The organism is Bacillus sp. XF8, from assembly GCF_017498755.1.
Lineage (GTDB): Bacteria > Bacillota > Bacilli > Bacillales > Bacillaceae_G > Bacillus_A > Bacillus_A bingmayongensis.
Genome location: NZ_JAGDQK010000011.1, coordinates 55867 through 69643, shown reverse-complemented (window position 1 = coordinate 69643; position 13777 = coordinate 55867). Strand labels below are relative to the sequence as shown.

Sequence of the window (13777 nt, the reverse complement as noted above, 5' to 3'; positions counted from 1 at the left end):
GAGATGGAAAACAGTAAGATACGTCATGATATGCATATGACAGTTGTCATGAAATCCTTATGAAATGAGTCACACTACTATGTTCTATACCTCTTTAAAACCTTTATAGAGAGGAGCTAATAGCACGCAAGTAGCAGGACAAAAACAAACATGATACAATCGTGTAAGATATACATTCGAGGAAGGACAGTGGTTTTTTTTATGATCATTCGTAATGAACAAGATTTAGAAGGTTTACGAAAAATCGGCCGCGTTGTTGCGCTCGCACGTGAAGAAATGAAAAAGCAAGCGAAACCAGGCATGACAACGAAGGAACTTGATTTGATCGGCAAAAAAGTATTAGACGAGCACGGTGCCATTTCTGCACCTGAAAAAGAATATGATTTCCCAGGCGTAACTTGTATTAGTGTCAATGAAGAAGTTGCTCACGGTATTCCAAAAGATCAAGTATTAAAAGAAGGCGACTTAGTAAATGTGGATGTATCTGCGGCACTTGACGGTTACTATGCAGATACAGGTATTTCTTTTGTTCTTGGGCAAGATGAAGAAAAAGAAAAACTTTGCCAAGCTGCAGTAGACGCGTTTTGGGCAGCAATGAAAAAAGTAAAAGCTGGTTCAAAACAAAATCAAATCGGTCGTGCAGTTTCCAATTTTGCACATAAAAATGGCTATGCAGTTATCCAAAACTTAACAGGACATGGCATTGGGCTTAGCTTACACGAAGCACCAAACCATATTTTAAGCTACTACGACCCAATGGATAATGCGCTTCTGAAAGACGGTCTTGTTATCGCTGTAGAACCATTTATCTCCATGAAAGCTGATCACATCATTGAACGCGGCGATGATGGCTGGACATTTGTAACACCAGATAAAAGCCTTGTTGCACAATGTGAACATACAGTTGTCGTAACACGTGGTGAACCAATTATTTTAACTCAGCTATAAGAAATAGAAGGAATGCACATAGCATTCCTTTTTCTATACAAAAAAAGAGAAATCAATCGTGATTTCTCTTTTTTCATATGGATATCTTACAGCTTCTAATGATTACCATGGAATGTGGAAACATGACAATCCTCTTGTTCAAAAGGTTCAAGCATGAGAAAAAGAAATCCCACCCTGAATTTCTTTTTCTCTACATAATCTAAAGCTTGGGTACACTAGATTCATGCAATTTAGGGGCCTTCAATATGAAAGCGAACCTTTCTCTAGAATAATAGCACATACATCTCTTCTAAAAATATGCAAATATGCATACAGAATTATTCTCACTTTTATTTCTCAACTTTAATTAATTGAAAATACAAAAAATAAAAGATAGAATAGAGTCGTTATCCGTCTTCTTTTGTCAGTCAGATAGAATAGAAGAATGGGAGAGGAATATATGAAGAGAACATTGAAACAAAAAATAGTAAGCTCTTTGCTTGCTGCAACACTCGCTGTCAGTTTAGCTCCAATTGGACAAGCAAAAGCTGATTCTCCATCAGAAACTATTAAAACTCCATCTATTACAGAGCAAGTTGATGCTAACCGCGCAATCGAACACGTCCGTTTTTTATCAGAAACAATTGGTCCCCGTCCTGGTGGAACACAATCAGAACAATGGGCTTCTCGCTATGTTGGAATGAAATTAAAGTCAATGGGATATGAAGTAGAATACCAACCATTTGCTGTACCCGATCAATATGTAGGGTTCATTGAATCACCGTTGTCCAAATCACGAAATTGGCAAGCCGGCGCTGCTCCAAATTCCCTTATTTCAACTGAAGCTGTTACGGCTCCCCTCATTTTTGTGCCAAATGGGACAAAGTTAGACGAAATTCCAAATGAAGTAAATGGAAAAATTGTCTTATTTGAAAGAGGCGCAACAGTAGCAGATTACAACAAACAAGTAGAAAATGCTGTAGCAAAAGGTGCAAAAGGCGTTCTCTTATATAGTTTAATTGGTGGGCGCGGCAACTATGGACAAACGTTCAATCCAAGATTAACGAAAAAACAATCAATCCCTGTATTTGGTCTTGCTTATGCACAAGGAAATGCCTTCAAAGAGGAATTAGCAAAAAAAGGTAGTACAATTCTTTCTTTAAAAGCACGACATGAATCAAACTTACAATCTCTAAATGTTATCGCGAAAAAGAAACCGAAAAACAGCACTGGAAATGAAAAAGCTGTTATTGTAAGTTCCCACTATGACAGCGTAATCGGAGCACCTGGAGCGAATGACAATGCTTCTGGAACAGGATTAGTATTAGAATTAGCTCGTGCGTTTCAAAATGTAGAAACCGATAAAGAAATCCGCTTTATTGCTTTTGGCTCAGAGGAGATGGGTCTACTTGGCTCTGAACACTACGTTGACAACTTATCAAAGCAAGAACGTGATCGTATTTTAGGTGTTTTCAATGCTGATATGGTTGCTACAAGCTATGATAAAGCGAAAAATTTATACGCAATGACGCCAGATGGTTCTACGAATCTTGTAACAGATGCTACACTAAATGCTGCTAAACAATTAAATAATGATCTTGTTCTGCAAGGAAAATTCGGTTCTAGTGACCATGTGCCATTTGCTTACGCGGGTATTCCTGCAGCTCTATTCATTTGGATGGGAGTAGATAGTTGGGATCCACTTATCTATCACATTGAAAAGGTATACCACACACCACAAGATAACATTCTAGAAAACATGTCACCTGAGCGTATGAAAATGGCGTTAGATGTCATTGGTACTGGTGTTTATGATGTTCTTCAAAAGCCAGCCGCAAGCCAAGGACAGAAAGCCGCCTAATCATATTCAAAGCCACCGTTTACAATTAATCGGTGGCTTTTTATTGAGAAAAAATAAATATGCATAAAAGCATATTTATTACAAGGTATTATCATGTAGAATACCAAATGTAACAATAACTATTATTCCTAAATAAGAAGGCATTTCTATTATGAAAAAACGATTCCTGCAGATGCATTAACTTTTGCTGAATTAACAAGAACTACTGCCTTTGTTTCAGAAACAAAAGCTACCTCTGCAATCATTTAAGAACAAAGTTTTACAAAATACTATTTCTAACTTCACCGTAAAGATGGCTATGCAGTCATCCAAAATTTAATGGAATATAGCATTGACCTTAAATTACATGAGGTACCAAATTACATTCTAAATTTATGATTCAATGGATAATGGACTTCTTAAAGACGGTTTTGTTATCACTTTAAAGCCGTTCATCTCTATGAAAGCTGACCATATTATTGAGCTGCCGATTGAGTCCACTTTGAAAGCGCTCTCTTCTTTCGGTAAAAAAGACCCCCTTCAGGTTGCATTCTTTTCTTCACCTTATCATGAAGTTTTTTTGAATATCTACCTAAAGGGAGTACTATCAATAGTAATTTTTTAATTTATCTACTACTCAGATTACAGTGTAATCAATAATCTAAAGCTTTTTTATTCTTTTATTCTTTGACGAGCGAATAAAATTCCACCTAAAAGGAACAATACCATACCTCCAACAATTGAAATCATTTCTGATGATGTTCCTCCTGTGTTAGGAAGTAATACTGTCGGCTTATCATTTTCTTTAGTAGGTGGAACTTTGGCATCGTTATTTGGGTTTGTACCTGGCTCTTTACCTAGATCTGTGCCTGGTTCTTTACCTGGATCTGTGCCTGGCTCTTTACCTGGATCTTTACCTGGATCTGTGCCCGGTTCTTTACCTGGATCTGTAGGAACTTCACCTGTTCCGTCCTTGATTTTTGTATTCGTGATGTCATAACCGTTTACTTCTGTTTGATATCCATCTACCGGTTGTTCTTTCACTTCATACTTATATGCCTTGCCTTCTGCATCGTATGCCGCTAAATCTTTGAATTCATATTTCCAGCCTGCTGCTTCGCTCACTTCTTGCGTTGCGATCACTTGGCCATTTTGTAGTAAGTCTACTTTAATCATTTCCGGACGATCTTTCGCATTGTCATCCTTCCACGTCTTCGTTCCTTCTACTTTTGTTTGGCCTACTTTTGTATTCGTGATGTCATAACCTTTTACTTCTGTTTGATATCCGTCTACCGGTTGTTCTTTCACTTCATACTTATATGCCTTACCTTCAACATCGTATGCTGCTAGATCTTTAAATTCATATTTCCAGCCTGTTGCTTCACTTACTTCTTGTGTTGCGATTACTTGGTCATTTTGTAGTAAATCTACTTTAATCATCTTCGGACGATCTGTTGCGTTATCGTCTTTCCATGTCTTCGTTCCTTCTACTTTTGTTTGACCAACTTTTGTATTCGTGATGTCATAACCTTTTACTTCTGTTTGATATCCATCTACTGCTTGTTCTTTCACTTCATACTTGTATGCCTTACCTTCGGCATCGTATGCTGCTAAATCTGCAAACGCATATTTCCAATCGCTTGCTGCGCTCACTTCTTTTGTTGCGATTACTTGGCCATTTTGTAGTAGGTCTACTTTTATTGTTTCCGGACGTCCTTCACCATTTCCGTCCTTCCATATCTTCGTTCCTTCTACTTTTGTTTGCGCCACTTTTGTATTTGTAATGTCATAACCTTTTACTTCTGATTGATATCCATCTACCGGTTGTTCTTTTACTTCATACTTATATGCTTTTCCATCGGCATCGTATGCTGCTAAATCTGCAAACGCATATTTCCAATCGCTTGCTGCGCTCACTTCTTGTGTTGCGATTACTTTGTCATTTTGTAGTAAGTCTACTTTGATCATGTTAGGACGTTCTGATGAATTATCGTCTTTCCATGTCTTCGTTCCTTCTACTTTTGTTTGGCCTACCTTTGTATTCGTAATGTCATAACCTTTTACTTTTGATTCATATCCGTCTACTGCTTGTTCTTTCACTTCATACTTATACGCCTTACCTTCGGCATCGTATAACGCTAAATCTTTGAATTCATATTTCCACTTTGTTGCTTCACTTACTTCTTGTGTTGCGATTACTTTGTCATTTTGTAGTAGGTCTACTTTGATTATGTTAGGACGTTCTGATGAATTATCGTCTTTCCATGTCTTCGTTCCTTCTACTTTTGTTTGGCCTACCTTTGTATTCGTAATGTCATAACCGTTTACTTTTGATTCATATCCGTCTACTGCTTGTTCTTTCACTTCATACTTATATGCCTTACCTTCGGCATCGTATAACGCTAAATCTTTGAATTCATACTTCCAATCGCTCACCTTACTTACTTCTTGCGTTGCGATTACTTGACCATTTTGTAGTAAGTCTACTTTTATTGTTTTTGGACGATCTTTCGCATTGTCGTCCTTCCACGTTTTTGTTCCTTCTACTTTTGTTTGACCTACTTTTGTATTCGTAATGTCATAACCTTTTACTTCTGTTTGATATCCATCTACTGCTTGTTCTTTCACTTCATACTTATATGCTTTGCCTTCTGCATCGTATGCCGCTAAATCTTTGAATTCATATTTCCAGCCTGTTGCTTCGCTTACTTCTTTTGTTGCGATTACTTGGCCATTTTGTAGTAAGTCTACTTTAATCATCGTCGGACGACCTGTTGCGTTGTCGTCTTTCCATGTCTTCGTTCCTTCTACTTTTGTTTGACCAACTTTTGTATTCGTGATGTCATAACCTTTTACTTCTGTTTGATATCCGTCTACTGCTTGTTCTTTCACTTCATACTTGTATGCCTTACCTTCTGCATCGTATGCCGCTAAATCTTTGAATTCATATTTCCAATCACTTGCTTTACTTACTTCTTGCGTTGCGATCACTTCGCCATTTTGTAGTAAGTCTATTTTGATCATTTCCGGACGATCTTTCGCGTTATCGTCTTTCCATGTCTTCGTTCCTTCTACTTTTGTTTTGCCTACTTTTGTATTCGTGATGTCATAACCTTTTACTTCTGTTTGGTATCCATCTACTTTTTGTTCTTTCACTTCATACTTATATGCTTTGCCTTCTGCATCGTATGCCGCTAAATCTTTAAATTCGTATTTCCAGCCTGTTGCTTCACTTACTTCTTGTGTTGCGATTACTTTACCATTTTGTAGTAAGTCTACTTTGATTGTTTCCGGACGTCCTTCACCATTTCCGTCTTTCCATGTCTTCGTTCCTTCTACTTTTGTTTGACCTACCTTTGTATTCGTAATGTCATAACCTTTGATTTTTGATTGATATCCGTCTACCGGCTGTTCTTTTACTTCATACTTGTATGCCTTACCTTCGGTATCGTATGCCGCTAAATCTTTAAATTCATACTTCCAACCTGTTGCTTCGCTTACTTCTTGTGTTGCGATTACTTGGCCATTTTGTAGTAAGTCTACTTTAATCATTGTCGGACGATCTTTTGAATTATCGTCTTTCCATGTTTTCGTTCCCTCTACTTTTGTTTGACCTACCTTTGTATTCGTAATGTCATAACCATGTACTTCTGTTTGATATCCGTCTACAGCTTGTTCTTTTACTTCATACTTATATGCCTTACCTTCGGCATCGTATGCCGCTAAATCTTTAAATTCATACTTCCAACCTGTTGCTTCATTTACTTCTTGTGTCGCAATTACTTCGCCATTTTGTAGTAGGTCTACTTTGATCATTGTCGGACGATCTTTCGCATTGTCGTCTTTCCATGTCTTCGTTCCTTCTACTTTTGTTTTCGCCACTTTTATATTTGTAATGTCATAACCTTTGACTTTTGATTGATATCCATCTACCGGTTGTTCTTTTACTTCATACTTATATGCCTTACCTTCAGCATCGTATAACGCTAAATCTTTAAATTCATACTTCCAACCTGTTGCTTCACTTACTTCTTGTGTTGCGATTACTTCGCCATTTTGTAGCAAGTCTACTTTAATCATCTTCGGACGATCTTTCGAATTGTCGTCTTTCCACGTTTTTGTTCCTTCTACTTTTGTTTGGCCTACCTTTGTATTCGTGATGTCATAACCGTTTACTTCTGTTTGATATCCGTCTACTGCTTGTTCTTTTACTTCATACTTATATGCCCTACCTTCGGCATCGTATAACACTAAATCTTTGAATTCATATTTCCAGCCTGTTGCTTCACTTACTTCTTGTGTTGCGATGACCTGACCATTTTGTAGTAACTCTACTTTAATCATCGTCGGACGATCTTTCGCGTTATCGTCTTTCCATGTTTTCGTTCCTTTTACTTTTGTTTGGCCTACCTTTGTATTCGTGATGTCATAACCATTCACTTCTGTTTGGTATCCATCTACTTTTTGTTCTTTCACTTCATACTTGTATGCCTTACCTTCGGCATCGTATGCTGCTAAATCTGTAAACGCATATTTCCAATCGCTTGCTGCGCTCACTTCTTTTGTTGCGATTACTTTGTCATTTTGTAGTAGGTCTACTTTGATTGTTTCCGGACGCCCTTCACCATTTCCGTCCTTCCATATCTTCGTTCCTTCTACTTTTGTTTGGCCTACCTTTGTATTCGTGATGTCATAACCGTTTACTTTTGATTCATATCCGTCTACGGCTTGTTCTTTCACTTCATACTTATATGCCTTACCTTCGGCATCGTATAACGCTAAATCTTTGAATTCATATTTCCACTTTGTTGCTTCACTTACTTCTTGTGTTGCGATTACTTTGTCATTTTGTAGTAAGTCTACTTTAATCATTGTCGGACGATCTTTCGCATTATCGTCTTTCCATGTCTTCGTTCCTTCTACTTTTGTTTGACCTACTTTTGTATTCGTGATGTCATAACCGTTTACTTTTGATTCATATCCGTCTACGGCTTGTTCTTTCACTTCATACTTGTATGCCTTACCTTCGGCATCGTATAACGCTAAATCTGTAAACGCATATTTCCAATCGCTTGCTGCGCTCACTTCTTTTGTTGCGATTACTTGGCCATTTTGTAGTAGGTCTACTTTGATTGTTTCCGGACGTCCTTCACCATTTCCGTCCTTCCATATCTTCGTTCCTTCTACTTTTGTTTGCGCCACTTTTGTATTTGTAATGTCATAACCTTTGACTTCTGATTGATATCCATCTACCGGTTGTTCTTTTACTTCATACTTATATGCTTTTCCATCTGCATCGTATACCTCTAAATCTGTAAACGCATATTTCCAATCGCTTGCTGCGCTCACTTCTTTTGTTGCGATTACTTGGCCATTTTGTAGCAAGTCTACTTTAATCATCGTCGGACGATCTTTCGAATTGTCGTCTTTCCATGTTTTCGTTCCTTCTACTTTTGTTGTTTGTACCACTTTTGTATTTGTAATGTCATAACCATTTACTTCTGTTTGATATCCGTCTACCGGTTGTTCTTTTACTTCATATTTATATGCTTTTCCGTCTACATCGTATGCCTTTAAATCTTTGAATTCATATTTCCAGCCGCTTGCTTCTGTTACTTCTTGCGTTGCGATCACTTTACCATTTTGTAGTAAGTCTACTTTGATTGCTTTCGGACGATCTTTCTCATTATCGCCTTTCCATATCTTCGTTCCTGAAACAGATGTAGTTTTCACTTTATTCGGAATTGACAACTCGACTCCATTTTCAGCATCTGATTTTACTTCAAACTCTACTTTTGTCTGAGGGTCGAAATCAATATAGTCCGGAGCTGAAACCTCTTGCACATAATATTTACCTGGTGGCAATTTAGGAGTTTCAATTATCCCTTTGTCATTTGTTTTATATTCGCCCCCAACTTGTTCACCAGACTCTTTATACAACTTAAACGAAACATTCGGTATTACTTTGTCTTCATTTCCTTCAATATATTTAACAATTTTTAGCGTTCCTTTTGGAATCTCGTTACCTTCAGCACCACCGTTAGATGTTATATTTTCGACTTTGGCACTATTCGAATCCACAACTGGTTCTTTGTTTTCTACTTGATACTCAATCGTATAATCGTTCTTGAAAAATTCTTGTTTCTTTCCGGCTTCCGTTATGGCAGCAGTATAACCAATTCCAAATTTGTTTCCACTTGCTTTATCTTTATTAAATACAAATTTAAATGAGTTATCGCTAGTAAACGTAACCTTTCCATAACCTTGGTTCTCAAAGTCTGTTAGTGATAAATAGGCTTTATCATTAACATATATATAGAAGCTATCTTTATTCAGTGTTTGGCCTTCTTGCAAACTATCAGACAAAATAATATCAGTATTTAATTTTGCTTTATTATAGTTTACATTCAAGAACCAGCGTACTTCATCGGTATTATCCGGCTGAATATCACCAACTTTGTAGAAGAACGGCCCCTCTCCAGGGTCTGTACCGCCACCACTGCTCGGACCAGTAATCGTTACCGTTTGCTTATCTAAATTTGTACCTAAATTTGTTTCAACTTCTTTTGTTTCATCCGTCGCTACATTAGTAGCTTGAACGTTAAAAGTAAAAAACCCATTAATATTTTGATGTGTATCTACTTTATCATTAAATGTACATACCACAGTACCCGCAGTTACTTTACAAGTACCATAATCATCTAACTGAATCGTTCCATTAAATCCTTTTAGTTCTGGAGGCATTGTTAATGTTAGTGTGTCTCCAGGCTGCAGCTCAATTCCATCTTTTTCACTGAAGTTTACAGTTATTTGAGTCCGTTCTCCGTACTGTAGATCTGTTTTATCAATCTTAAAACTATCTACAAGTCCTAATGTATTGAGTTCTTGTGCATTTGCTATTATAGGTAGCAAACTCTGACCTATAGTAAACATCAAAATCATTATAATCGAAAAAATCGAAGTTATTCTTTTTAAATACATGCTTTGTGTGATTCCTCCCTATAAAGTTAAATATAGATAAATCCTGGTACAAACATACTATGACAAAGATTTTATTATTCAATGTCATTAAGCTATTTTCCTTAAATATGTTTGATAGCTATTATCATCTTTTTCTCTTTTTCAACTCTTCTATTACTTAGAGACTTGAAATTTGCTTTTTATATAGATTCATCTCATTTCTCCGACATATCTAAACTGTGTTATTTCTGGTCTATATTGTTTAACAAAAACAGATAAAGGAATTCAAATTACAAATACCCATGAACGGACCAACAACTCCAAAGTCAGGAGAAGACCATTCAACAAGCATTCACAATAAAACTCATGACAGTCATTCGTCTTATTATGCCGTAGAATTCCCGAAATTTCTTCATATCTAACGCAAACGATTGCTCAATACCACAAAAAATTTCAGTGCGGGCAAGTATGGACGAGCTACTTCACACAGCAAATATGCATTTGGTCAACTTCCATAATTATTCTCCTGAAGAATAACAAGAAGTACAACGTATAATCGAATTTAGCATACCAGCCTAAGAAGGTTATGGCTGTGAAACATGCTAGGATACTCGTATTCTAAAGGATGTCATTGAAGATACGTTTTCTGTCATCATGAGTTGAGGTGAGATTGGCCATATGTTAAAACGTTTTGTGTTTCGTTACACAACCGACCTACACATCGAAACAATCAGACAGGAAAAACAAGAAACGTTCCAATATCAGCGCTATGTGATAGAAAACGCTCCGGACGAAGTATTGGTTGCACATGAAGATGAAAGTCATATTCTCCAAATCTGAATAAAGTGGAACGAATTTGGGGGTAAATAAAAAAGTGTGTGATTGTCAACTAATTTCATGTGAATCGTGCAGAAATACGAAATTTAGCCTTTTCATTTTTGGAGTCTATAAATGAGTGTCGAGAAAAATTAATTTGCCTAATGGATCCATGGCTATGTCGAAGAATTAAAATGAACTTATATATATTCACTTACTGGTTAAGAAGCGTTAGCTTTTCTAGAGCAACATCAAATCTTAACGTCAAGATGTTTATATAAATGATGATAATATCAAAACCGAGAGATTTATATCCTTTCATTATTTTTTATCAAATCATGAAAACTTTAATTGCACTATATGTACTATTTTAAACATAAAACCCTTAGTTTCTTGACTAGGTTAGAAGTTTTCAAGATTACTTACTAATTGTTTAGATACTTGGTTAGATGAAGTGTTATTTTAGTATTTGGCATGGCTGCTACAACATTATTTGCAACAATCATACCATTCCCTAGTAACATTCCATCAACTAATAATACATATACGGCTTTTTCATAGTTTTACCCCCAACAACTTATTATTCTAGAATCGTTTCCAAAAATCAATAGTTAATTGGTGTTTTTCTATTTTCGCTTCATCACCATAACATATATTTGTCACATACATTAGAGCAAAAAATTGAAACAGAAAAAGAGATAGCTTTTGCCATCTCTTTTTCTGCTTCAGCTTCCCCTCATCAAGCCGTACTTGAGGTTCTCCCCATACGGTTTTTCGGTGTGCTTCTTTCTTTGACGTCTGATCAGTCTATAGACTGATCAGACGTTTTTCCCCCGCATTAACGGCAGTATAATACTCTCACCTCAAAATTCGGTGAAAGCCAAGAAGTTAGGTGGGAGTATTACTGCTCGTAAAAGCCCGATTGGTTCAACTAATAATCAGTGGGGGATGATGAAAACCCCACTGATTAAAGTTTCACTTTATGTCAACTTGTATATCACTTCTAAACAAAAATAGGTATCTTTTCTTTTACCTATTACATTTTCTCTGGCGCAGATACACCAACTAATGCTAATGCATTTTGAAGTGTGATGCGTACTGCACGCATTAAGTCGTAACGAGCTTTACTTAACTCTAAGTTATCTTGGTTTAATACTTTTTCTGCATTGTAGAAGCTGTGAAGTGCTGCAGCTAATTCAAATGCATAGCTTGTAATGCGGTGTGGCAGACGTTTTTGCGCTGCGTCTGCAACTACTGCTGGGAATTCACCAAGTTTTTTCAGTAATTCTACTTCTTTTTCAGAAGCAACCAGTTTGTAGTTTACATCTCCGCCTGCAGTTAATCCAAGTTCTTCGCCTTGACGAAGAATACTGCATACGCGTGCATGAGCGTATTGTGCATAGTATACAGGGTTTTCGTTAGATTTTGATACAGCTAAGTCCATATCGAAGTCTAAATGAGAATCACTACTACGCATTGCGAAGAAGTAACGCATTGCGTCCACGCCTACTTCTTCCATAAGTTCACGAAGTGTAACAGCTTTACCTGTACGTTTGCTCATTTTCATTTTTTCACCATTTTGGTATAGTTGTACCATTTGGATGATTTCTACTTCAAGCGTTTCTTTATCGTAACCAAGCGCTTGAATTGCTGCTTTCATACGAGGAATGTAACCGTGGTGGTCAGCACCCCAAATGTTAATTAATTTATCAAATCCGCGCTCTAATTTATCACGGTGATACGCGATATCTGGCGTTAAGTATGTGTAAGAACCATCGTTTTTGATTAATACGCGGTTTTTATCATCACCGTAAGTCATTGAGCGGAACCAAGTTGCGCCTTCTTCTTCAAAGATTTCATCACGCTCTTTTAATACTGCAAGAGCTGCGTCAATTTTTCCGTTTTTGTATAATGATGTTTCTGAGAACCATACATCAAACTTAACACGGAAGCTTTCTAAGTCTTTTTGAAGTTTTGCTAATTCGTATTTCAAACCGTACTTACGGTAGAACTCGTAGCTTTCTTTCGCATCAGCTTTTGCATAACGATCGCCAAACTCTTCAGCTAAGCTTTGTCCGATACCAATGATATCCGCACCATGGTAGCCGTCTTCTGGCATTTCTTTTTCTAGCCCTAATGCTTGCATGTAACGAGCTTCAACAGAAAGCGCTAAGTTATGAATTTGGTTACCAGCATCATTAATGTAGTATTCACGAGATACATCGTATCCTGCTTTTGCTAATACGTTACATAATGTGTCACCTACTGCTGCACCACGTGCGTGTCCTAAGTGAAGATCACCTGTTGGGTTTGCAGATACGAACTCAATTTGTACTTTTTCACCTTTACCAGTGTTTGTTTCACCGTAAGCCTCGCCAGCTGTAACAATTGCCGGAATTAGGTCTGTTAAGTAACTGTTATCCATGTAGAAGTTAATAAAACCAGGACCAGCAATTTCAATTTTTTCAATAGAAGCTTTTGCTTTGTCGAAGTTTGCAATTAGCTCTTCTGCAATCATACGAGGTGCTTTTTTCGCAACACGCGCAAGTTGCATCGCCATGTTTGTAGAGAAGTCACCATGCGTTTTGTCTTTTGGGGATTCTAATACAACGTTTGGAATTTGTTCTTCTGTTGCTAATTCAGCTTTTAATACCGCCGCTTTAATTTCGTCTTTAATCAATTCTTTTACTTGTTCTAAAGAGTTCATTATTTTGCCTCCTTCAAATTAATCGTAATTGTATATCGACCCGCTTCTTGTTCACTTAGAAGCAATGCATACGTTAAAAAGAGTTGTCCTTTTTTCTTCTCATCCGACCATTTAAAAAGAACATTATCGGTTTTCGTTTGCAATGCAAACGTACCAAGTTCACTCGTATACGTACCAGTTGTCCATTCACCTTTCGCATGCGTCTGACGCATAGAAACAGCACCTGAACGCATGATGAGAACTTGTTCACCTTGAATTTTAATGATTGTCTTCACTTCGCCTTGTTCGTTCGGCTCTTGAAACGTTACGTATGTACTTTGACCTTTTACATAGTATTGACCATTTGCGTCAAAAGCAATAGTTTCCTTTCGTGCCCCTTCACGGATTTCTGTTACGAAATGAACGTGCACTGGCAAGCCTGCAAGTTGTTTTTCCACGTCTTGCACACCTTTCAACATGTTATAGATATTAAATAAAGTTTATAATAAATCACTTTTCCTATCATATCAAAAAAAGCCTGTGTCTGT

General features: G+C 37.1%; 5 protein-coding genes and 1 pseudogene. 3 read left to right on the top strand and 3 right to left on the bottom strand.

The annotated features are described in order from the left end of the window. The first annotated feature begins 150 nt into the window (after positions 1 to 150). The 3 genes and pseudogenes from map to J4P91_RS28810 form a co-directional block, all read left to right on the top strand. Positions 151 to 948 carry a type I methionyl aminopeptidase gene (gene map, locus J4P91_RS08275; protein WP_207993573.1) on the top strand — a complete coding sequence of 266 codons (798 nt, stop codon included), beginning with the start codon at positions 151 to 153 and terminating at the stop codon, positions 946 to 948. Between the two features lie 439 nt (positions 949 to 1387). Beyond that, on the top strand, positions 1388 to 2788 hold the full coding sequence (locus J4P91_RS08270) for a M28 family metallopeptidase (protein WP_207993572.1): 1401 nt from the start codon (positions 1388 to 1390) through the stop codon (positions 2786 to 2788). Between the two features lie 288 nt (positions 2789 to 3076). Continuing rightward, positions 3077 to 3251 (top strand): annotated as a pseudogene (locus J4P91_RS28810) (type I methionyl aminopeptidase); the annotation flags it as partial. Between the two features lie 188 nt (positions 3252 to 3439). Here the strand turns inward: J4P91_RS28810 and J4P91_RS08265 are convergent. The 3 genes from J4P91_RS08265 to J4P91_RS08255 all read right to left on the bottom strand — a co-directional run bounded on the left by J4P91_RS08265 (position 3440) and on the right by J4P91_RS08255 (position 13687). Then, complete coding sequence (locus J4P91_RS08265; protein ID WP_207993571.1) at positions 3440 to 9748, bottom strand: Cna B-type domain-containing protein; 6309 nt, start codon at positions 9746 to 9748, stop codon at positions 3440 to 3442. 1831 nt (positions 9749 to 11579) lie between these two features. Continuing rightward, positions 11580 to 13250 carry an arginine--tRNA ligase gene (gene argS / locus J4P91_RS08260; protein WP_207993570.1) on the bottom strand — a complete coding sequence of 557 codons (1671 nt, stop codon included), beginning with the start codon at positions 13248 to 13250 and terminating at the stop codon, positions 11580 to 11582. After that, entirely contained in the window at positions 13250 to 13687 is a 438-nt protein-coding gene (locus tag J4P91_RS08255) for a YwiB family protein (protein ID WP_017153600.1), read from the bottom strand. The genes argS and J4P91_RS08255 overlap by 1 nt, the downstream gene beginning before the upstream one ends. Positions 13688 to 13777 lie beyond the last annotated feature (90 nt).